The organism is Citrobacter sp. Cpo148, from assembly GCF_030332375.1.
Taxonomy (GTDB): domain Bacteria; phylum Pseudomonadota; class Gammaproteobacteria; order Enterobacterales; family Enterobacteriaceae; genus Citrobacter; species Citrobacter portucalensis.
Map to the genome: position 1 here is coordinate 97,036 of NZ_JAOWHY010000034.1, position 20,782 is coordinate 117,817.

General features: G+C 52.0%; 19 protein-coding genes. 6 read left to right on the top strand and 13 right to left on the bottom strand.

What is annotated here, in order from left to right:
* Positions 1 to 62: 62 nt before the first annotated feature.
* On the top strand, positions 63 to 326 hold the full coding sequence (gene pmrD / locus OGY10_RS02335) for a signal transduction protein PmrD (protein ID WP_008785336.1): 264 nt from the start codon (positions 63 to 65) through the stop codon (positions 324 to 326).
* 2 nt (positions 327 to 328) lie between these two features.
* On the opposite strand, the gene arnF is transcribed toward pmrD, so the two are convergent.
* The 8 genes from arnF to nudI all read right to left on the bottom strand — a co-directional run bounded on the left by arnF (position 329) and on the right by nudI (position 8,415).
* Complete coding sequence (gene arnF / locus OGY10_RS02340; RefSeq protein WP_191226977.1) at positions 329 to 715, bottom strand: 4-amino-4-deoxy-L-arabinose-phosphoundecaprenol flippase subunit ArnF; 387 nt, start codon at positions 713 to 715, stop codon at positions 329 to 331.
* Positions 715 to 1,050: a 4-amino-4-deoxy-L-arabinose-phosphoundecaprenol flippase subunit ArnE gene (gene arnE, locus OGY10_RS02345; protein WP_008785334.1), complete on the bottom strand. Its 336-nt coding sequence runs from the start codon at positions 1,048 to 1,050 to the stop codon at positions 715 to 717. Before arnE ends, arnF begins: the two co-directional genes overlap by 1 nt.
* On the bottom strand, positions 1,047 to 2,705 hold the full coding sequence (gene arnT / locus OGY10_RS02350) for a lipid IV(A) 4-amino-4-deoxy-L-arabinosyltransferase (protein WP_048234845.1): 1,659 nt from the start codon (positions 2,703 to 2,705) through the stop codon (positions 1,047 to 1,049). Before arnT ends, arnE begins: the two co-directional genes overlap by 4 nt.
* A complete protein-coding gene (arnD, locus tag OGY10_RS02355; RefSeq protein WP_218659081.1) occupies positions 2,702 to 3,604 on the bottom strand; it encodes a 4-deoxy-4-formamido-L-arabinose-phosphoundecaprenol deformylase in 903 nt (300 codons plus the stop codon). The genes arnT and arnD overlap by 4 nt, the downstream gene beginning before the upstream one ends.
* Positions 3,601 to 5,583 carry a bifunctional UDP-4-amino-4-deoxy-L-arabinose formyltransferase/UDP-glucuronic acid oxidase ArnA gene (arnA, locus tag OGY10_RS02360; RefSeq protein WP_286576162.1) on the bottom strand — a complete coding sequence of 661 codons (1,983 nt, stop codon included), beginning with the start codon at positions 5,581 to 5,583 and terminating at the stop codon, positions 3,601 to 3,603. The genes arnD and arnA overlap by 4 nt, the downstream gene beginning before the upstream one ends.
* A complete protein-coding gene (arnC, locus tag OGY10_RS02365) occupies positions 5,580 to 6,563 on the bottom strand; it encodes an undecaprenyl-phosphate 4-deoxy-4-formamido-L-arabinose transferase (RefSeq protein ID WP_042307134.1) in 984 nt (327 codons plus the stop codon). The genes arnA and arnC overlap by 4 nt, the downstream gene beginning before the upstream one ends.
* Before the next feature lie 2 nt (positions 6,564 to 6,565).
* A complete protein-coding gene (gene arnB / locus OGY10_RS02370; RefSeq protein ID WP_071445244.1) occupies positions 6,566 to 7,705 on the bottom strand; it encodes a UDP-4-amino-4-deoxy-L-arabinose aminotransferase in 1,140 nt (379 codons plus the stop codon).
* A 284-nt stretch (positions 7,706 to 7,989) separates the two neighbouring features.
* Positions 7,990 to 8,415: a nucleoside triphosphatase NudI gene (gene nudI, locus OGY10_RS02375; protein ID WP_100272088.1), complete on the bottom strand. Its 426-nt coding sequence runs from the start codon at positions 8,413 to 8,415 to the stop codon at positions 7,990 to 7,992.
* 317 nt (positions 8,416 to 8,732) lie between these two features.
* Between nudI and OGY10_RS02380 the strand changes: the two genes are divergently transcribed.
* Both OGY10_RS02380 and OGY10_RS02385 read left to right on the top strand, forming a co-directional pair.
* A complete protein-coding gene (locus OGY10_RS02380) occupies positions 8,733 to 9,275 on the top strand; it encodes a YfaZ family outer membrane protein (RefSeq protein ID WP_008785326.1) in 543 nt (180 codons plus the stop codon).
* A gap of 79 nt (positions 9,276 to 9,354) precedes the next feature.
* Positions 9,355 to 10,551, top strand: a complete 1,197-nt coding sequence (locus OGY10_RS02385; protein WP_267445365.1) for a nicotinamide mononucleotide deamidase-related protein YfaY — start codon at positions 9,355 to 9,357, stop codon at positions 10,549 to 10,551.
* A gap of 38 nt (positions 10,552 to 10,589) precedes the next feature.
* Here the strand turns inward: OGY10_RS02385 and OGY10_RS02390 are convergent, their stop codons facing one another.
* The 4 genes from OGY10_RS02390 to glpA form a co-directional block, all read right to left on the bottom strand.
* A complete protein-coding gene (locus OGY10_RS02390; protein ID WP_100272089.1) occupies positions 10,590 to 11,543 on the bottom strand; it encodes an Rpn family recombination-promoting nuclease/putative transposase in 954 nt (317 codons plus the stop codon).
* A gap of 183 nt (positions 11,544 to 11,726) precedes the next feature.
* On the bottom strand, positions 11,727 to 12,917 hold the full coding sequence (gene glpC, locus OGY10_RS02395) for an anaerobic glycerol-3-phosphate dehydrogenase subunit GlpC (RefSeq protein WP_003834686.1): 1,191 nt from the start codon (positions 12,915 to 12,917) through the stop codon (positions 11,727 to 11,729).
* Complete coding sequence (glpB, locus tag OGY10_RS02400) at positions 12,914 to 14,173, bottom strand: glycerol-3-phosphate dehydrogenase subunit GlpB (RefSeq protein WP_100272090.1); 1,260 nt, start codon at positions 14,171 to 14,173, stop codon at positions 12,914 to 12,916. The genes glpC and glpB overlap by 4 nt, the downstream gene beginning before the upstream one ends.
* Complete coding sequence (gene glpA, locus OGY10_RS02405) at positions 14,163 to 15,791, bottom strand: anaerobic glycerol-3-phosphate dehydrogenase subunit A (RefSeq protein WP_191226979.1); 1,629 nt, start codon at positions 15,789 to 15,791, stop codon at positions 14,163 to 14,165. The genes glpB and glpA overlap by 11 nt, the downstream gene beginning before the upstream one ends.
* A 270-nt stretch (positions 15,792 to 16,061) precedes the next feature.
* Between glpA and glpT the strand changes: the two genes are divergently transcribed.
* Entirely contained in the window at positions 16,062 to 17,420 is a 1,359-nt protein-coding gene (gene glpT / locus OGY10_RS02410; protein ID WP_003834677.1) for a glycerol-3-phosphate transporter, read from the top strand.
* Between the two features lie 3 nt (positions 17,421 to 17,423).
* Positions 17,424 to 18,491, top strand: a complete 1,068-nt coding sequence (gene glpQ / locus OGY10_RS02415) for a glycerophosphodiester phosphodiesterase (protein WP_048234857.1) — start codon at positions 17,424 to 17,426, stop codon at positions 18,489 to 18,491.
* Between the two features lie 61 nt (positions 18,492 to 18,552).
* Here glpQ and OGY10_RS02420 read toward each other — a convergent pair whose 3' ends face one another.
* Positions 18,553 to 19,431: a LysR family transcriptional regulator gene (locus OGY10_RS02420; protein ID WP_048234858.1), complete on the bottom strand. Its 879-nt coding sequence runs from the start codon at positions 19,429 to 19,431 to the stop codon at positions 18,553 to 18,555.
* Between the two features lie 160 nt (positions 19,432 to 19,591).
* Between OGY10_RS02420 and OGY10_RS02425 the strand changes: the two genes are divergently transcribed.
* Positions 19,592 to 20,782 carry an MFS transporter gene (locus OGY10_RS02425; protein ID WP_191226980.1) on the top strand — a complete coding sequence of 397 codons (1,191 nt, stop codon included), beginning with the start codon at positions 19,592 to 19,594 and terminating at the stop codon, positions 20,780 to 20,782.

Genomic DNA, 20,782 nt, shown 5'->3' on the forward strand with positions numbered 1-20,782 from the left:
TGTCCTTTTGTTTATGAGCTAATGTGTAACCTATTGTGAAATTTATTAACAATAGGTGCGCTATGGAATGGCATGTGAAGAAGACCTGCTGTCACAAAAAAGCAGGGAGGCTCTATATCGTACTTTGCGATAGCGGTGGTTCGCTCAAGATGCTTGCCCAGGCGCAATCATCTGAGCGGATTAAGCCCGGCGATCTTCTTTCGCCGCTGAAGGATGCTCAGTATTGTATTAACCGCGATACATCTCGGGTGATTAAGATCATTGATGCCAGACAGTACATTTGTGATGAATGGGAACGTCTGTTACGACTGTCTAAAGATAAATAATCTCAGGACAGGTGTTTGCGTGAAGGCAGAAAAATCGTCATTAGCCCTGCCATGATGCACAGTACTCCTGCAAGCGCTTTCACTGAAAATGTTCCCTGCCAGCCGGGCAGGATCATTGAGGCAACCCACACCAGCACATAGCTCAGGCTGAGCAGGGCATAGGCTTTGCTCAGCGCGAGTTGGTGTAGGGCTTTATGCCAGCAAATAACCGACAGCAAATACCCTGCCAGCCCGGCATATAAAGCAAACGCACCAATACTGACAGAGAATACGGCGGAGATGAACGCCAGCGGCTGCAGCATTGGCGGCAGATTATCCATTGCAAAGCCAAGGCTCAACTGGGCAGCAGAGGTGATAATAACGCTACATAATCCCCAAAATACGCCCATTACACTGCACTCCCAAGAATAAATATGCCGGTAATGATCAGCCCAACGCCCAGCCAGTGGCGGGTTGTGACGGGTTCGCGCCAGATTTTCCAGGCCGCGAGAGTTACCCATACAAAGTTAAGACTCAGCATGGGATAGGCAATACCGACAGGAATGTTTTGTAAAACCGCCAGCCATAGCAGCATGGCCAGACCGAGGCTTGCCAGAGCAAGCCCAATCCATTGCGTAATGTAGCGTTTTCGCGCACGAACAGACACCGGTCGGGTCGCCTGCTTCTGGCATAGCTGGCCGCAGACGCTGAGCAGGCTGGAGAGGACTAAGGCTATCCAGATCATTTGGGCCGATACTGAATCAGGACCAGACGCCCCTGATTATCAATGTAGTCAGCGGGAGGGATGGCAAGCTGATTAATATCTTCATCCTTACCGACAGAGAGCACGAGCGTAATGTTTCCTTGTTGACGATGTTGTGCTAACCAGTCGGCAAAATTCTCCCGACTGACAAAGCGGCCTTGAGCATCCGGGTAGTTGAGACCGTATTTTAACTCGCCCGTTTGTCCGTACATCATGATGTCGTCGCGCTTCAGGCTCCAGGCCAGTCCCGCAGCGACGCCAACGCTGTCGGTGAGAATATAACGGCTCGGCTCCAGCGATTCTTTGGTCATCTCGACAAAAAACTGCGGCTGTTTAGATTCCATCACCCGGTCAGGAATGGAGAAGCCAAATAACAGCGCCAGCCCTAATGGGCATAGTGCTGCGAATTTCCAGTTCTTCTCGCGGTTATTTAGCGTATACCAGCCAAAAAGCGTCCAGATGATAAAGATGCCCCAGGCACAAAAAACCTTATACGTTTCGATATGCGACCAGACCGGCGTCTTCAATGGTCCCAGCGTGGAAACAATAAACGTAGCGACGATGCCGACGACACCAAATAGCACGTTGATCCAGCCATTGATGCGCAGGGATGCTGAGTCTTTTTCCGCAGCCTGCAGGCCGAAGCGCGCCGTTAATATCGCTAGCGGCGCGAAGCAGGAAAGAATATAGGTCGGCAGTTTTCCTTTCGCGATGCTGAAAAACAGGATTGGCATAATAATCCAGCTTAACAGGTACAGAGCACTGCGCGGAACATCCCGCTCACGCCAGCCCGTACGCAGCGCGCCGGGAAGCAGACCGAGCCACGGTAATGTGCCTGCCACAAATATCGGGATGTAGTACCAGATAGGAGCCTTATGCTGGGCATCATCCAGCGCAAAGCGCTGAATATGTTCAACCCAGAAGAAGTAATGCCAGAAATCCGGTTCGCGTTGTGCAATCGCTATACCCCACGGTAGTACGATCGCGATGCAGCCGATCACCGCCAGCAGACCGTAGAGAATGAGGTCTTTCCAACGCTTTTGTGCAAAAACCCACGGCAGTACGCTGAGTACAGGAACGGCGAGTGCCAGAAAACCTTTGGTCATTACACCCATACCGCAGGTCAGCCCAAGCAGCAAAAAAGCGATGATTTTGCGTGTTCTGGTGGTGGCCTGCATGCCTTCCCAAAAACAACACATGCCCGCCATCAGCCAAAGCGCAATGATGGGATCAAGTACCGCGTAGGTGCCGATGCTGTAAACCGAAAAAAACGTTAAAAAGATAGCGGAGGAGAGTACGGCGGTACGCTTATCATGCCACAGTCGCATGGCAAGCCAGGCTACCAGTAATGCGGTCAACAAAGTGGCAAAAATAGCACCCGCTCTGACACCAAAATTATTGGCGCCAAACAACCATTGTCCGATGCTGTTCAACCAGTATCCGGCAATTGGTTTTTCAAAATAACGCAGCCCTAAAAAGTGTGGAACGATCCAGTCACCAGAGTTGAGCATTTCCCGGCTGATTTCAGCATAGCGCGTTTCATCAGGCTGCCAGAGCATACGGCTGTTGATAGGTAAAATAAAATACAGTGCGATTAAAGCGATAAATGCCAGAGTGTAGCGGGCAGCAGGTTTCATGGTGTCACACTCACCGGTTGTTGGCAGCCGAGCCATCCCTCTCTGCCGGGTATTTTTCCACGTACTATCTGTCCTAACGGCAGCGTACTGATGTCGTCAGGTAACAGCTCGCCAAGCGGGCAGAATGTCATCCCCATATCGGCAGCGCGAATGAGCAACTCGTCAAAATTCTGATGAAAGGCGATACCTTCAACTTCCGCATGAATGGTGTACACCGGTGTTCCTCTGCTCATCTGGATGTGGGAGAGAATATAGGAGTTGAAGTCCACCGCCTGGACCTCCTGACCAACCACCTCATCCCATGTTGGTAGGGTGACGGGAATTTGTGGCGTCCCCGTTTTCCCGGATTCCAGCACCGGACGAAATAACGACGTTCCCCGACAGTCACTGTTATAGCGCAGATGGAATGCTTCTTTGGCATGGACGACACGGTTGTCGGCACGCCATCCGGCAACGGCAGAGCAGGTGACTGGCTGACCGATGATGGCTTCAAGTGCGGTGATACCTTGCGAAATATCATCAATCAGCTGTTTGTCATTCCAGTTTCCGCTTCGCGCCTGCCAGGCGTGATGATCCCAGGCATGCAAACCGGTTTCATGAATCTGGGCGGTTTGTGCAATGATTGCCGCGTTGGCCTGGCCAATCTCTTTTCCCGGCCATGCGGTTCCCGCCAATAAAATATCCCATCCGTAGAGTGATGCTGCGTTTGAACGCAGCATCTTCCACAGAAATTGTGGCTTCACCAGACGCCAGAGATGGCGTCCCATGTTGTCAGGCCCAACGCTAAAGAAAAAACTTGCCCGAATGTTATGTCGGTTTAATGTCTCCAGCAGGCGGGGCACGCCTTCGCGCGTCCCCCTGAATGTATCGACATCAATGCGCAAGCCTACTTTGGTCATGATGTGTGTTCCGTGATATCCACACTGCGTAAGAAGAAGTCCAGCGTCTCTTCTACCGTTTCCTGCATCTCAATGGTCGGTTCCCAGTTCAGGCAGCGTTTTGCATTGCGAATGTTAGGCTTACGATGCTCAACGTCTTGATAACCTTTACCGTAGTAGCTGCTGCTTTCGACGTCACGGAAACCGGCAAACGGCGGGAACTGGTTACGCAACGGATGTTTTTCAAAGCAGGAAAGCAGCATTTCTGCCAGTTCCTGAATACTTGCTTCGTTCTGTGGATTACCGATGTTGATAATCTCACCGTCACAGCGGCCGCCTTCGTTTTCAATGATGCGGTACAGGGCTTCGATACCATCGCGAATGTCGGTAAAGCAGCGTTCTTGCTTACCGCCTTCAATCAGCTTGATCGGTGAACCTTCCACGAGGTTGAGGATCAGCTGTGTAATGGCGCGTGAGCTGCCGATACGCGCGGCGTTAAGGCTGTCCAGACGCGGTCCCATCCAGTTAAACGGGCGGAACAGGGTGAAGCGCAATCCCTCTTTTTCGCCGTATGCCCAGATAACACGGTCCAGCAACTGCTTGGATACGGAGTAGATCCAGCGTGGTTTATTGACCGGACCGACGATCAGATTCGAACTGTCTTCATCAAAGACTTTGTCGGTACACATGCCGTAGACTTCGGAGGTTGACGGGAAAATGATGCGCTTGCGGTATTTCACGCAGTAACGAATGATTTTTAGGTTCTCTTCAAAATCGAGCTCAAATACGCGCAGCGGGTTGCGGGTATATTCGATAGGCGTTGCGATCGCCACCAGCGGCAGCACAACGTCGCATTTTTTCACATGATATTCAATCCATTCGGAGTGAATGCTGATATCACCTTCGACGAAATGGAATCGCGGATGTTGCAGGAAACGCCCAATGGCGTCGCTGCCAATATCGAGTCCATACACTTCGTAATTATCTTCTTGCAGCAGGCGCTCGGTCAGATGGTTACCAATGAAGCCGTTAACGCCGAGGATCAGTACGCGAGTACGGCGTTTGCTGGTGGTCACTGACTGGCTGTTTAGGCGAGAACCTGGCACCAGACCCAGAACTTGCGCCAGTTGTGAACCCTGCATTGCAATACCATCGCCAGCTTGTCCGGTAATAATCTCCAGTGCACCATCGACACAGGCGATCAGTAAAGGAGACACTGAGATGACGGTGCCCGGCTGGGCCGCAATGTCGTTTGTGCAAACGCGCGATGACCAGACGGTGAACTTTTGTGTGCCAACATAGCTAAATGCGCCCGGCCACGGATCGCTGACGGCACGGACCTGGTTATGTAACTCCGCGGCAGGTTTGTTCCAGTCGAGGAAGCTATCTTCCGGCGTACGGCGACCAAAACAGGTAGCATCTACATCCTGTTGAGGGAATTCGGAGTAACTTCCCGCGTTGATGGCCGGCAGTGTCTGCTCCAGCAGATGACGTGCTGCCTGACACAATTTATGGTGCAGCGTTAACGCCACGTCTTCCGGTGAAATAGCGACACGTTGCTGGGCAACAATAGCACCGGCATCCGCGCGTTTGACCATGCGGTGAAGTGTGACGCCCGTTTCGGTTTCACCATTGACCAATACCCAGTTCAATGGCGCGCGACCACGGTATTTCGGCAGCAGCGAGCCGTGCAGATTAAATGCACCCTTAGGGGCAAGACTGAGGATCTCATCACTCAGTAAATGGCGATAGTAGAACGAGAAGATAACATCGGGTGCCAGTTGGCTAATGCGCTCAATCCACAGGGGATGATTAACCTCGTCTGGGGCGTAAACCGGAATACCGGCGCTGGCCGCGAGGCGGGAAACAGATCCAAAAAACGCTTTTTCACCCAGGTTGTCGGTGTGCGTAAAAATGGCAGCGATTTCATAACCTGCATCCAACAAGGCCTGGACACCCTGACATCCCATATCGTGATAGGCAAATACGACGGCTTTCATGCGCGGTTTTCCTCGGTTGACTGCGTAGTTTGTGGGCGGATAACGTGTTGAACAAAATAGCGGGGGCGGGCGCGGACATCGTTATAGATGCGACCGATATATTCGCCGAGTAAACCCATGCCAATAAACTGTGCGCCGATAAAGGTAAACAGGACGGCAAACAGCATGAATACCCCCTCCGCTGCCCACTGTGGGCCGAGCGTCAGGCGCAGAACAACAAGCAGGACTGATAAGGTAAAGCCCGTGGCAGCTATCACGCTGCCCAGCAGGCTCAACATGCGAAGCGGTGTTGTGGTAAGGCAAGTCACCAGGTCATACATCAGGTTGATCAGACGCATGAAGCTGTATTTGGAGTCACCAAATTCACGCTCTGCATGATGTACCGGGATCTCCGTGGCGCGACGGGCAAAAATGTTGGCCAGAATAGGGATAAAGGTGCTGCGCTCCTGGCAATGCAGCATGGCATCGACGATGTGACGGCGATAGGCGCGTAGCATGCAGCCGTAGTCGCCCATTGCTTTACCGGTGGTTCGTTGGATCAGATGGTTTATCATTCGTGAGGCGGTCTTACGAAATACGCTATCCTGACGGTTCTGGCGTACCGTGCCTACCACATCGAAACCCTCATCTGCAGTGGCGACCAACCGAGGGATCTCCTCCGGCGGGTTTTGCAAATCGGCATCCAGCGTGATGATCAAGTCTCCGGTGACATGGCTGAAACCGGCCATAATCGCCGAGTGTTGCCCGTAGTTGCGATTCAGTAAAATTGAGACAATATGGCTGTTCGGTGCCTGAGAGGCGTCCATCATCAACTGAGCGGAACGGTCGCTGCTGCCGTCGTCGATTAGCAGAATCTCATAGTCTTTGCCCAATTTTTCGCAGGCGGCACTGGTGCGTCTGATTAACTCTGGCAGGCTTTCCTGTTCATTAAAAACGGGAATAACCACCGAGACTTTTTTAATCGGTGTGGCTTCAAACATGCTCATTGTCCTGCGATCTCGCGAAGCGCCGTAATGACCCGCTGAGTGTCATCATCGGTCATGTCAGGGAATAACGGCAGCGAGCAGATGCGCGCGCTGTTCCATTCAGTATTTGGGAGCGAAAGGGTAGTGAAGCGTTCGCGATAATATTTTTGCGTATGGGCCGCACGAAAATGCAGACCGGTGCCGATATCTTTGGTCTTCAGCGCTTCCATCAGGGCATCTCTGCTCAACCCGCAGCGCGTTTCATCAACACGAATGATGAATAAGTGCCAGGCATGAACGTGCGACCACTGCGGTAGGCTCAGCGGCTGGAATGGCGTATCGGCCAGCGCTTTTTGATAGTGCTGGGCAATTTGCGCCCGGCGTGAATTCAGTTGTCCCAGCTTATTCAGCTGTACCAGCGCGATGGCGGCATTGATATCTGTGAGGTTGTATTTGTATCCTGGCGCAAGTACTTCGGCTTGTGGTGCCCGGCCGTAGGTTTGTCGATCAAATGCATCGACGCCCAGACCGTGAAACTTCAGGCTGCGAAGCCGCTGAGCGAGCTGGCTGTCGTCGGTAACGATCAGTCCACCTTCCGCACAGGTGATATTTTTAATAGCGTGAAACGAGAAGATTGCCGTGCCGCGCGCGCCGACATGGCGACCCTTATACAACGTCCCTACGGCGTGAGCCGCATCTTCTATAACCGGAATGCCGTAGCGCTCGCCAATGGCATAAATTGCATCAAGGTCGGCGGGGGCGCCTGCGTAATGTACCGGAATAATGGCTTTGGTACGCGGGGTGATAGCGGCTTCAATTTGCTCCGGCGTGACCATCAGCGTATCGCGGTCGACGTCGATCATGACCGGCGCCGCCCCCAGCAAAACAATCATGTTGAGGGTCGAAACCCATGTCATTGACGGCGTAATGACCTCATCGCCTGCGCCTATGCCCAGCGCCATCAACGTGATGTGCATCCCTGCCGTAGCGGAGCAGACGGCGACGGTGTGCTGATTTCCGGTGAGCTGACAGAATGCTTCTTCCAGTTGTTGGTTTTTCGGGCCGGTGGTTATCCATCCAGAGTCCAGAACCGTCTTCACAGCGGCAAGTTCTTCAGCGCCCATGGACGGGCGAGAGAAAGGCAAAAAGTCAGACATCATTATTCCTTCAAGCCATTTAACGCCACCGAAGTTTTATTTTTAGTGATAAACAGGGGCGTCGTTAATTATTTCATCAGGCTACAAAGGTTAATGACTGAAGGTTAATTTATCCTTAAGAGTTTAAGGTTTTGGAACGACAGCTAAATAGAGTTATTTTTTATTTATATTAATGAAATTAAAGTTTTTTTTGGTTTTTTTGCGACATTGCTGTTTGCTATAAGTTGATGAGTGCAATGCCGCTATTCAGAATATTAATTTTATGCCGTTATTAAAATGATAACCTACAGTAACCCTTTCAAGGTTAACGTTTTACGCGTGGCGATATTTAAATCGTAGGCACTGAGATCTTCCGGTTTAACCCAGGCGAACGCCTGGAACTCTTCGTTAATCTTCACTTCACGATTCGCCGCGACACAATCGAAAATAAGATAAATCATGTAAATCTCTTCCTGGCTGCCATCAGCATAGGTTTTAGTGCGGATATCATCACTGAAGGTCCAGGGGGTAATTTCTGATAACACCAGCTGTTCGCCCAGCTCTTCCCTCACTTCACGGCGCAGAGCTTCTTCAATACGTTCACTTGGTTCAACACCGCCGCCAGAAAGCGCCCACTGACCGGGAAACACACCGCGGTCATCAGCCATTTTGCAGAGTAAATAACAGCCATCGTTTTGAATTAATGGGCATACAATCGTTCTTTGGCGCATCAGTCGAATCCTTGTTGGGGAGGTAGAGAAAATTCCGTCATGCACGCATCTTACCTTTTGCTGGCGGCAGAAAAAATGTTTCATCGGTGATTAAGAGCGCTATGGCAGGGAAAACAGGATGTTTGTTGAAAATGACGTTCTGGGACGTCCAACTGTGTAATTGGCACAAGAAATTAACCTTAAATAAATCTTGTGAGTAGTATTTAGTTACAATATGTCATTGCATCGCTTTTTTAGCTCATTGATTCCTCGCCATCTGACAGTACAATTCATCGGTTTTGGGGCTATGTTTTGATTCTTGCTGGAAAGGATAGAAAATGAAAAAAAGTTTAATGTTGGGTTTTGCCGGAATGCTGTTTGTTTCCGCGTCGGCGAGCGCGATTAGCATCAGCGGCCAGGCTGGCGAAGACTACACTAACCTGGGATTCGGTATGGGCACTGAGAGTACTGGTCTGGCCGTCAGCGGTAACTGGATGCATAACGATGACGACGGTGATGTTGCCGGGCTGGGTTTAGGTTTGAATATCCCACTGGGGCCGCTGATGGCGACCGTTGGTGGTAAAGGTGTTTATACCAATCCAAACGATGGCGATGAAGGCTATGCTGCCGCTGTCGGTGGTGGTTTACAATGGCCGATTGGCGATAGCTTCCGTCTGTTTGGTGAGTATTATTACTCTCCTGATTCACTTTCCAGCGGTATCGACAGCTATGAAGAAGCGAATGCCGGTGCGCGTCTGACCATTTTGCGTCCGCTGAGCATTGAAGCCGGTTATCGTTACCTGAACCTGGCAGGCAAAGACGGCAACCGTGATAACGCGATTGCTGATGGCCCGTACGTTGGGGTTAACGCCAGCTTCTAACATTTCTGGCGCGGCGTTCAGTCGCGCCTTACCCCCTCCATGCGTTAAAGTGTTTTCATCATAAAAGCAGGAGAACACGATGTTAAACGTGGAGATGCTATCCACAGGGGATGAAGTGTTGCACGGACAAATCGTCGACACCAATGCCGCCTGGCTGGCCGATTTTTTCTTTAATCAGGGTTTACCGCTAACACGCCGCAACACGGTAGGTGACAATCTTAACGATTTGGTCGCCGTTTTGCGTGAGCGTAGCGAGCACGCCGATGTACTGATCGTTAATGGCGGTCTGGGACCAACCAGCGATGATTTGAGCGCGCTGGCAGCGGCAACGGCAAAAGGCGAAGGGTTGGTGCTGCATGAAGCATGGCTGGCCGAGATGGAGCGATATTTCCGCGATCGTGGCCGCGTGATGGCGCAAAGCAACCGCAAACAGGCTGAACTTCCGGCCAGCGCTGAGTTTATCAATAATCCGGTGGGTACCGCGTGTGGGTTCGCCCTGAAGCTTAACCGCTGCCTGATGTTCTTTACACCAGGTGTACCGTCAGAATTCAAAGTCATGGTGGAGCATGAGATCCTGCCTCGTTTGCGTGAGCGTTTCTCTTTGGCTCAGCCCCCGTTATGCCTGCGATTAACCACCTTTGGCCGTTCTGAAAGCGACCTGGCGCAGAGTCTGGATCCGCTGCCGTTGCCTCCGGGAGTAACAATGGGGTATCGCTCCTCAATGCCGATTATTGAGCTGAAGCTGACCGGGCCGGATTCCCAACGGGAAGCGATGCTGGCGTTGTGGCCAGAAGTTAAGCGGGTTGCCGGGCAGAATATGATTTTTGAAGGTACGGAAGGCTTACCCGCGCAAATCGCCCGCACGTTGCAAGAACGGCAATTCAGCCTGACGCTGAGCGAACAATTCACCGGTGGTCTGGTGGCATTGCAGCTTTCTCGTGCGAATGCGCCAATGTTGGCGAGTGAAGTGGTTCCGCCTCAGGAAGAAACGCTGGCGCAAACGGCGCATTGGATAACCGAACGACGCAGCAAACATTATGCTGGATTGGCACTCGCGATATCGGCTTTCGAAAACGAACATATTAACTTTGCGCTGGCCACGCCTGATGGGACACACGCCTTGCGCGTAAGGCTGAATGCAAATCGCTACAGCCTGGCGATTCGTCAGGAAGTGTGCGCGATGATGGCGCTAAATATGCTGCGCCGCTGGCTTAACAATCAGGATATCGCTAGCGAACACGGCTGGATCGAAGTGGTTGAGTCGTTGACGATTTAATTATTGATTGGGAAGGCTAAATGCCTTCCCAATCTGGCTCATGCGGTGGTATCGCCAGGCAATAGCCCGGTAATTAACTGAACTAAATCACGATCAATACCTTGTTCCAGCATTATGTGAGCGATACGTAAGGCTTCTTCTTGCGTACCTTTTTGCACCCCTTGTTCTAACCCTTTTTGCATTCCTTGTTCTAACCCTTGCTGTATCCCTTCTTGCAGTCCATTTTGGTGGCCTTCCTGCCTGAGTCTCTCTGCAATTGTCATCAGCTTCTCCTTGTGATGGGGGGATCGTTCGGCAACTTCGCGGATAAACTCGCTGACGCGAGAAACGTCGCCGTACCGTATCAGGTAATTAAATAGCGTTTGTAGCTGGCTGTCATTAGCAGTGCTTGTAACTAATAGCGAGACCAGTCGATCCACTAACCCCATTAAGTCACGATCGCGGATATGTTTTTGCATCAATTCAAGCAGCGCAACCCTGCGATGCTGCGCAATTTCATCGTCAGGTATTACGGTAATGTCGACCAGCGGAAAAGCCTCAGAATACAGTTGTCGCGCCAGTTGCGGATTATCAAATTCATCCAGCCAGTTGAGCGACCAGGGATAGGGACTTTGTTGACCGTGATAAAATAGCATGGGGATCACCAGCGGCAGCGTTTTATTCCCGGCATCAAGATGATGCTGCATCGCCGCGGTGGCATAACGCATCAGGCGAAATGCCATATGCGGTACCGCGGTACTCTGATGTTCAATAACACAATAAATATAGCCCTGACCTTCGCGGGTTTTTAGTGACCACACTACGTCGGAGTAGTATGCGCGGAGATCTTGTTCGATAAAACTGGTGGACTCCAGCTTCAGCGTTTGTAAATCACATATCTCACGTAATGCGATAGGAAGGTGTATCTCCAGAAAATCCCGAGCCATCTCAGGGTAAGACATTATCTTTTTAAAAACGGCATCATGCGGTGTAGATGTAGTGGATTTAGCCATGGTAGTCCGTCACCAGAAAGAGAAGATGGCGTGACGGTATCCACTTTTAATATGCGCTGCATGCGGGAAATGGGTTCTTTGCGTGGATGAATCAGAGATAAATATATCCGACTGCAACGTATTCAATTAAGCGGAACGGGCTACGCAAAAATGCCCGGTAGCAAACACCACCGGGCAACAGAGTTAACCCAACGCTTTGGCAAGCAGGGTGATAGGATGTTCGCAGCGTTTGCTTGTAGACATCTCAATCTGCCATTTACAGGTTTCGCAGTCGGTGACGACGATATCAGCGCCGCTTTCTTCAATTTGGCGGAATAACGGTGCGCCAATAGACTGTGAAGTCGGATAGTTTTCCTTTTTAAAGCCGTAAGTCCCGGCAATCCCGCAACACTGAGAATCCAGCACCGTCAGCTCCAGCCCTGGAATTTGTCGCAGTAGCTCCAGCGTATAGAGCGTCCAGCCCATTTTCTCCATGTGACATGGCGTGTGATAGACCACCTTCAGCGGCAGCGTTTTCAGCGGCAGCGTTTTACCTTCATCCAGCTTGCGCCATAGCCAGCGGGTTGCCAGTTCAATGTGTTCACGCAGGCCTGAGTTGTCGACATCCAGCACTTCCGGATATTCATCACGTAGCGCAAAGGTACAGGTTGATGAGGTGGCGATCACCGGAATGCCTTTGCCATCAATTGCCTCCCTGAGCGAGGCCACGTTGCTGACAGCCTGCTTACGCGCTTTATCGGTAAAACCGTTGGCAATCAGCGGTACGCCGCAGCATTTCTCTTTACTCAGCAGTTGCACACCAGTACCCATTGCATTCAACACCTTGATCAGGTCTTTGCCGAGCTGGGGATGGTTGTAATTCACAAAACAGCCGTGGAAAAAGGCGACCTGATCCTGGTATTGCGCCTGCTGTGCGGCAACGCTGCGATACCAGCGGCGGAAGGTGCCAAAGGAGTACTTCGGCAGCGTACGGCGATGATCGATTTTTAACGCGTAATCCAGCAGTTGACGCACCGGTTTTAATGAGGTGGCGGTATTCACTATAGGGGCGAAGGGGGTGGATACGCTGCCCATTAAATCGGTATGACTTAAGACAAAGTTACGCAACGATGGGCGCGTCGTGTCGTATTTGGCGCGCGCGCGCTGGATGATATCGCCGATTTTCACGTCTGACGGACAGGCCACTTCGCAGCGTTTACAGTTGATGCAGTATTTCAGCGCGTCGTCATATAGCGCGCCATCTTTCAGGCGCAGGCGTTCACCGTCCGGGCCGGCCTGCTTAGGGCCCGGGTAGCTCGGATTGACGCGACTTACCGGGCAGGCGGTGGTGCACACCGTACATTTGATACAACTTTCAAAACGTGTGTCGCTCATTGCTGTCCTCCTGCACGTTTCGCAATATGATGCGCGGCATGTAAGGCGCTAACTGCGCACACGCCGCCTCCGCAACCCTGGGAGATAGGGTCGAATCCGCCGAGGACGGAACCAATGGCATACATGTTCTCTATCGTTTTTCCCGCCAGTGATGGGCGTAATGCGGAATCGGTAGTCACGCCAAACTGTTGCCACGGTTGTGGATCGAAAACATCACGCTGATACCACTCGGCGCGGGTAGCTGTTTGCTGTACATCCAGTCCCAGGATTGGTTCGTAGATTGCCTCACGCGTGGCGACCAGCCCGCTGCTGAAGAAACTGCCGCTGGCGAGCACGGCGAAACGTGGCCGCAAGGGGATATCGGCATGATTTCGGGTCCAGATTTCGCTGACCACGCCATCCTGACAGGTGATTTTTTTCACTTCATCACCCGGCATCCACACACCGCCCTGGCGCACAAACTGGCGCTGTAATTTGTTGTGCAAACGCATGCCCAGTACCGAAGGTGGTAGGGTCGGTAACAGTGTCAGCGAGCAGGGGAGGCGCTCGTTAAGCCACTGCCAGAGCCGCTCATCGGCCAGACCAAAGCATGCCGGCATGATTATCATGTCGCAGGTTTTTGCCATTGGCAGCAATGCGTCATAGAGCAGCGACCATTTATCTTCGTTATCCAGCAGGCGCGCAATATTAACGGCACGAAACTCGGTTGGGTTATCACGCAGGACATCCAGCTCCGGTAGCTCGATTTCTGCCGTCTCGACGCTGAGATTGCGTTGGCGTAATGACGCCGCGGCGAGATGCGCCTGAAAATCCAGTAACCCGCTAATCCCTACAACGCAGATACGCTGCGCGGACAGCGGCCAGACCGGCACTTCCGGGGAACTTAACCAGGTTGAGCGCAGGGTGCCCAGCGGGGTAACACGTTGATGTGCCTGATGCACTTTGCCCTGCAAATGCGTTCCGCATTCTTCCAGTAAATTTTGCGCCTGTTGGGCCAGTTCCAGAACGTTCTGCGTTCCGATGGTGCTATACGGATGTGCGGGTGCCTGAGTGCGCAGCGCATTCAAACCCGCTTCTATATCCGTCACCGGCTGACCATCGGGTAAGCTGCTGAGCAAATCCAGTGAGCCGGAGGAAAAATGCAGGGCGCTTTGGCCGCGGGTAACAATCGTGCAGCGCAGTCCGCTTTTTTGCAGTTGCAGGCCACATAGCAGTCCGGCGAGGCCGCCGCCGATAATGACGGTATCAAATTTCATCCTGGTGCTCCTTTTCCAGACCACACAACCCTTGATAAACCCAGCGCGTGAATTCGCTTTCGCGCAGCGCATCTCCCCAGGCGATAGGCTGCACGCCTTTCCAGCGTTCGTTGAGGAAGTCGGAAAGCTGGGTAATGGACTGCGCTGCGGTAGTGACATTGAAACGTTGCAGCAAACCTGCGGCGCGACAGGCACACAATTCGCCCTGGCAGGTCCCCATTCCAACACGGGTACGGCGACGCAAATCGAGCAGGCTGTTGACGGTTAAATTCTCGACGGCGTATTGCACTTCGCCTGCGGTGACTGCTTCGCATTCACAGACCAGACTGCGGTGCTGGCGGCCTTCGCTAAGCCACGCAGGGGTGCGATCGCCGTGACGGTAGACCGCCGAGCCGCGTAGTGGCGCTGGCAATGAGATCACGCGTTTAAGCGTATGCTCGGTAGATTCCTGTGAGCCAGGCAGCGCGGTGTCTGCCGTTGTGCAAGGCTGGGTATTGCCCAGCTTACGGCAAACGGCATCGGTGGCCCATTCCGCCATCAGGCGGTAGGTCATCAGTTTGCCGCCGGTAATGGTGATAAACCCTTCCAGTCCGTCACGTTCAGCGTGATCGAACAGTACAATCCCACGGCTGACGTTACGACCGCTTGGGTCGTCGTCGCTGGCCACCAGCGGGCGTACGCCGGAGTAGGCGCGTAAAATGCGCGTTTTCGCCATAATCGGCGCCAACTTCTCGCCTTCACGCAGCAGAATATCGACCTCTTCTGCGGTGACGCGGTTGCTGTCGATATCGTCGTAATCAATGTGCTGTGAGGTGGTACCGATCAGTGAAATAGTATCGCCAGGCACCAGAATATCGGCGTCAGAGGGCTTACGGCAGCGGTTAATGACATGCTGGTTAATGCGATGATCCATAATCAGCAACGAACCTTTGGCCGGGAACATACGGATGCTCAGATCGGCATATTCCGCAATGTGTTGACCCCAGATCCCAGCGGCGTTGACGACAACCGGTGCATGCAGGGACTGCATTTCGCCTGTCAGATGATTGCGCACGTTAACGCCGCAAACCGTTGCGCCTTCGCGGATCAGTCCCGTCACTTCATGCGCCGTTAAGATAACCGCGCCATGCTCACGCGCATCCAGCATGTTAGCTGCTGTTAAGCGGAAAGGATCGACCGTGCCGTCTGGTACTTTTACTGCACCAATCAGCTGTGGATTCACAGAAGGTTCGATAATACGTGCCTGCTGAGGGTCAATCGCTTCTGCGCGAATCCCTGCCTCTTCACAGGCGCGAATAAAGGTGGCCTGGAAGGAAAGCTCATCCTCCGGCAGAGTAATAAACAGACCGTCCGTTGGCTCAACGCAATGACGGGCGATACGTTTCAGAATTTGGTTTTCGCTGATGCACTCACGGGCAGATTCAGCGTCGGTGACGGCGTAGCGTGCACCGCTGTGCAGCAGGCCGTGGTTGCGTCCGGTCGCACCTGTGGCGATATCGTGGCGTTCCACTAAGATGACGCGCAACCCGCGCAGCGCACAGTCACGTGCGATCCCTGCACCTGTTGCTCCTCCACCAATGATAATCACGTCACTTGTTTGCGAGTCGCGAGTTTTCATTGTTTTTCCTCACAGTTCGTTTTTTATCATTTAGCCACATAAAAAACATGGATTGTTTGATTTCGCGCATAATCGCTCATTATTCGAAAATGAAACGTGATTTCGTGCGCCTTTATGAACATTTGTCATAAATCTGTAACAATATGTGCTGCGTTTCACATTTTTGTTATGTATCTTTCCTTAACATCGCGGCCACACTGGGAGCGGTAGGGTAGTAATGACGAACTGCAGTGTTTACTTCGAATGAAAGACGGCCACGGAGGCTACACTATGTTGAGCATTTTTAAACCAGCGTCACACACGGCGCGTTTACCTGCAGCGGAGATCGACCCGACATATCGTCGATTACGTTGGCAGATTTTTCTGGGGATTTTCTTTGGTTATGCCGCGTACTATCTGGTACGTAAGAACTTTGCCCTTGCGATGCCGTATCTGGTTGAACAAGGTTTCTCGCGTGGCGATCTGGGTTTTGCGTTGTCCGGTATCTCCATTGCTTACGGATTTTCGAAATTCATCATGGGGTCCATTTCGGATCGCTCGAATCCGCGCGTTTTCCTGCCAGCCGGTCTGATACTGGCCGCCGCTGTGATGTTGTTCATGGGCTTTGTGCCGTGGGCGACATCAAGCATTGCTATTATGTTTGTGCTGCTGTTCCTCTGCGGATGGTTCCAGGGGATGGGCTGGCCGCCGTGTGGCCGTACCATGGTGCACTGGTGGTCGCAGAAAGAGCGTGGAGGCATTGTTTCCGTCTGGAACTGTGCGCATAACGTGGGTGGCGGTCTGCCTCCGCTGTTGTTCCTGCTGGGTATGGCCTGGTTCAATGACTGGAAAGCGGCGCTGTATATGCCTGCTTTCGGTGCGATCGTCGTCGCGCTGATTGCTTTTGCCCTGATGCGTGATACACCGCAGTCCTGTGGTCTGCCGCCTATCGAAGAGTATAAGAACGACTATCCGGACGATTACACCGAGAAAGCGGAAGAAGAGCTGACTGCGAAGCAGATCTTCATGCAGTACGTACTGCCGAACAAACTGTTGTGGTACATCGCTATCGCCAACGTGTTTGTTTATCTGCTGCGCTACGGCATCCTGGACTGGTCACCAACCTACCTGAAAGAAGTGAAGCATTTCGCACTGGACAAATCATCCTGGGCCTACTTCCTGTATGAGTATGCGGGTATTCCAGGCACGCTGCTGTGCGGCTGGATGTCGGATAAAGTCTTCCGTGGTAACCGTGGCGCGACCGGCGTGTTCTTTATGACGCTGGTAACTATTGCGACCATCGTTTACTGGATGAACCCGGCAGGCAACCCGAACGTGGATATGGCTTGTATGATCATCATCGGCTTCCTGATCTACGGTCCGGTAATGTTGATTGGTCTGCACGCGCTGGAACTGGCACCGAAAAAAGCGGCGGGAACGGCGGCTGGCTTTACCGGTCTGTTCGGTTATCTCGGCGGTTCTGTGGCCGCGAGCGCCATTGTTGGCTACACCGTTGACTTCTTCGGTTGGGACGGCGGCTTTATGGTAATGATTGGCGGTAGCGTGCTGGCGGTTATTCTGCTGGTAGTCGTCATGATTGGCGAAAAACGCCATCACGAAGAGATGGAACTGAAGCGTAACGGGGGCTAATAGATGAAAACCACATTGAAAAGTCTCAGCGTGGCGCTGATGCTCGCAGGTATGGTAGTCAGCAGTGCAGCTGTTGCCGCAGATAAAATCGTGATTGCGCATCGTGGCGCCAGCGGTTATCTGCCGGAGCATACGCTGCCAGCAAAGGCGATGGCCTATGCCCAGGGGGCGGATTATCTGGAGCAGGATTTGGTTATGACCAAGGATGACCATCTGGTCGTCCTGCATGACCACTATCTTGACCGCGTCACCGATGTTGCCGAGCGTTTCCCGGATCGGGCGCGTAAAGACGGGCGTTACTACGCTATCGACTTTACGCTGGATGAAATTAAATCGCTGAAATTTACCGAAGGCTTCGATATCGAAAATGGCAAAAAGGTCCAGACCTACCCAGGGCGCTTCCCGATGGGTAAATCTGATTTCCGCGTGCACACGTTCGAAGAAGAGATTGAGTTTGTTCAGGGATTAAATCATTCCACCGGTAAAAACATCGGTATTTACCCGGAAATGAAAGCGCCGTGGTTCCATCACCAGGAAGGGAAGGACATTGCGGCTAAGACGCTGGAAGTGCTGAAAAAGTACGGGTATACCGACAAGAACGACAAGGTCTATCTACAGTGTTTTGATGTTGCAGAGTTGAAGCGCATTAAAAATGAACTGGAACCGAAGATGGGGATGGATCTCAATCTGGTACAGTTGATTGCGTACACCGACTGGAATGAAACTCAGGAGAAAAAGCCGGACGGTAGTTGGGTTAATTACAACTACGACTGGATGTTTAAGCCGGGTGCCATGAAGCAGGTTGCGCAGTATGCGGACGGCATTGGGCCGGACTACCACATGCTGATTGATGAGAAGTCGAAGAAGGGCAATATCTCGTTAACTGGCATGGTGCAGGACGCACATCAGAATAAGATGGTGGTGCATCCTTATACCGTTCGCGCCGATCAACTGCCGGATTACACCACTGACGTAAACCAGCTGTATGACATTCTTTATAACAAGGCGGACGTTGACGGGCTGTTCACCGACTTCCCCGACAAAGCAGTGAAATTCTTGAATAAAGAGTGATGGCGTAAGGCCTGTGATGCACCTCCGGTCACAGGCCTAAATGGATGAAACGTTTTAACTGCTAGATAAGGCCGTCTGCTGTCAACGTTTCCATACATGCCTGCAGGAGAAATAAAGGGCTGCCGTCCACCGGCGGCTCTTTTGCCAGTAAGGATATCTGTCGATAGAACGTCGGTTCCAGCGCGACTGAGCGTACTTTCCCACCAACCGCCTTCAGCGTTAATTCCGGTAATAACGCTATACCCAGCCCCTGACGAATAAAGCTCATCGCGGTATCCGGATGGTTAAACTCGTATTTAATGACCGGTTCAATTCCCTTCTCTTTAAATAGCGTCATGATGCTTAATTCATAGCGACCTTTGCTGATAATGAGCGGTTCTCCAACCAGTTGTTCCACTGAAATTGTGCTATTGGCCGCCAGCGGATGGCTTTCAGGAACTACAACGGTAAATTTGTCGCGATACACCGGTACGCAGTACATGCCATTTACCGGGAAATGCACAAATCCCGCATCGATGTCCCCACTGCGCAGGGAATCAACGATTGCCGTGCTGTTTTCTTCATAAGGGATAATTTTGATGTGCGGGTGATGCTGTTCGAAGTGGTGGATGATGCCGGGCAAAATACAGGCACAGGCGCTGGGAAAGCAGCCGATACGCAGGGTTCTGGCCGGGTTTTGTCGCTCTTGCTCGGCAATCTCTTTCACCGCGTTGGTTTCAGACACGATCGTCCGCAGGTGTGAAACGATCCGACTCCCGGCCGGACTAAGTTGAATGTCTTTGCGGCGTTCGCGGATAAGAATATCAACCCCTAGCTCTTCCTCTAGCGCTGAAATTGCCTGGCTAACGGCGGATTGGGTCATGTACAGCCGCTTGCTGGCTTCGGTAAAACCACCGTACTCAAGTACGGCAAGCAGGGCGTGGATCTGGGTTAATGTCATTAGTTCCTTCTAATCAACAATATTAAAACGATTAATTTCTCTAATATAATGGACCTGTTTATACTTGCGGTCTACCGTAAAATCACACTTCGACGCACCTGTCCGTAGTTCAGTTGAGCTGAGCGTTGCCTGCGTGCGCCGTCTGGACAGGTTGTCGAATATGAAAGAAAAACTGTGGACGAAAGATTTTTGGGCAATAACGATAATCAGCTTTATTATATTTTTTGTTTTTTATGTCCTGCTCACGCTGTTACCGATCTATATTTCGGATCGCCTGCATGCCACTCCAGATAAGGCCGGATTATTAGTCACCTTCTTTTTGGGGGCCGCCATTGTTGTGCGCCCGTTTGCGGGACAATGGGTAGGAAAATATTCGAATAAAACAATTCTGGTGCTCTCTTCTCTGGCCTTTTTGGTGGTCACTGCGCTGTATCCTTTTTGCCACTCAATTGAATCACTGCTGTTGATTCGGGTGCTTCATGGTGTAACGTTTGGCGTTATTACCACGGTAAAAGGAACGATTTCCGCGCGGTTGATACCGGCCTCCCGACGTGGGGAGGGCATCAGTTTTTTCTCGTTAGCCATGGGACTGGCAATGGTTGTGGGGCCGTGGGTAGGGCTGAACATGGCTCGCTGGGAAGCTTTTACCACTGCATTCTGGCTGTGTAGCGCGGTTGCCGTACTGGGTATTATCCTGTCATTGATTGTCGCCGTACCGCCGGTTATCCGTCATGCTGACGGCTCAAAACCGAAGCTGGGATTTGCTGCTATGTTTGATCGCGCCGCACTGCCTTTCGCGATGGTGACGTTTTTCATGACCTTTTCCTACGCGGGCGTTTCCGCTTTTCTCGCACTGTATGCGCGCGAGCTCGATCTGATGGCCGCCGCCAGTAATTTCCTGTTGTGTTATGCCATTTGCCTGATGATCTGTCGAACCTTTACCGGCAATGTTTGTGATAAAAAAGGGCCGAAATACGTGGTCTATCCGTGTTTGCTGGCTTTCACCGTCGGGCTGGTGGCGCTTGGCTATACTAACGGCAGCATTATGATGATTATTTCCGGTGGATTAATTGGCATCGGTTATGGTTCGGTCACACCCGTATTTCAGACACAAATTATTAGTTCGGTGGAACCCCATAAAATTGGTATCGCCAATTCGCTGTTTTTCAATGCGATGGATGCAGGAATGGCAATCGGCGCGTTTATCATGGGGATGATGGTCGAGGGTGTGGGATATCGGGCGATTTATCTGGTGGGTGCGCTGCTGGTGGTACTGGCCGGGGCGCTGTATATCATGCAGATGAAAAAACGCGGAGACGTGGTACTGGTCTCCGCGCATGAAGTTCACTAA

Bases quoted from the DNA above. Each gene is read 5' to 3' on its own strand.
- pmrD (WP_008785336.1), top strand. From the start codon at position 63: ATGGAATGGCATGTGAAGAAGACCTGCTGTCACAAAAAAGCAGGGAGG.
- arnF (WP_191226977.1), bottom strand. From the start codon at position 715: ATGGGCGTATTTTGGGGATTATGTAGCGTTATTATCACCTCTGCTGCC.
- arnE (WP_008785334.1), bottom strand. From the start codon at position 1,050: ATGATCTGGATAGCCTTAGTCCTCTCCAGCCTGCTCAGCGTCTGCGGC.
- arnT (WP_048234845.1), bottom strand. From the start codon at position 2,705: ATGAAACCTGCTGCCCGCTACACTCTGGCATTTATCGCTTTAATCGCA.
- arnD (WP_218659081.1), bottom strand. From the start codon at position 3,604: ATGACCAAAGTAGGCTTGCGCATTGATGTCGATACATTCAGGGGGACG.
- arnA (WP_286576162.1), bottom strand. From the start codon at position 5,583: ATGAAAGCCGTCGTATTTGCCTATCACGATATGGGATGTCAGGGTGTC.
- arnC (WP_042307134.1), bottom strand. From the start codon at position 6,563: ATGTTTGAAGCCACACCGATTAAAAAAGTCTCGGTGGTTATTCCCGTT.
- arnB (WP_071445244.1), bottom strand. From the start codon at position 7,705: ATGTCTGACTTTTTGCCTTTCTCTCGCCCGTCCATGGGCGCTGAAGAA.
- nudI (WP_100272088.1), bottom strand. From the start codon at position 8,415: ATGCGCCAAAGAACGATTGTATGCCCATTAATTCAAAACGATGGCTGT.
- OGY10_RS02380 (WP_008785326.1), top strand. From the start codon at position 8,733: ATGAAAAAAAGTTTAATGTTGGGTTTTGCCGGAATGCTGTTTGTTTCC.
- OGY10_RS02385 (WP_267445365.1), top strand. From the start codon at position 9,355: ATGTTAAACGTGGAGATGCTATCCACAGGGGATGAAGTGTTGCACGGA.
- OGY10_RS02390 (WP_100272089.1), bottom strand. From the start codon at position 11,543: ATGGCTAAATCCACTACATCTACACCGCATGATGCCGTTTTTAAAAAG.
- glpC (WP_003834686.1), bottom strand. From the start codon at position 12,917: ATGAGCGACACACGTTTTGAAAGTTGTATCAAATGTACGGTGTGCACC.
- glpB (WP_100272090.1), bottom strand. From the start codon at position 14,173: ATGAAATTTGATACCGTCATTATCGGCGGCGGCCTCGCCGGACTGCTA.
- glpA (WP_191226979.1), bottom strand. From the start codon at position 15,791: ATGAAAACTCGCGACTCGCAAACAAGTGACGTGATTATCATTGGTGGA.
- glpT (WP_003834677.1), top strand. From the start codon at position 16,062: ATGTTGAGCATTTTTAAACCAGCGTCACACACGGCGCGTTTACCTGCA.
- glpQ (WP_048234857.1), top strand. From the start codon at position 17,424: ATGAAAACCACATTGAAAAGTCTCAGCGTGGCGCTGATGCTCGCAGGT.
- OGY10_RS02420 (WP_048234858.1), bottom strand. From the start codon at position 19,431: ATGACATTAACCCAGATCCACGCCCTGCTTGCCGTACTTGAGTACGGT.
- OGY10_RS02425 (WP_191226980.1), top strand. From the start codon at position 19,592: ATGAAAGAAAAACTGTGGACGAAAGATTTTTGGGCAATAACGATAATC.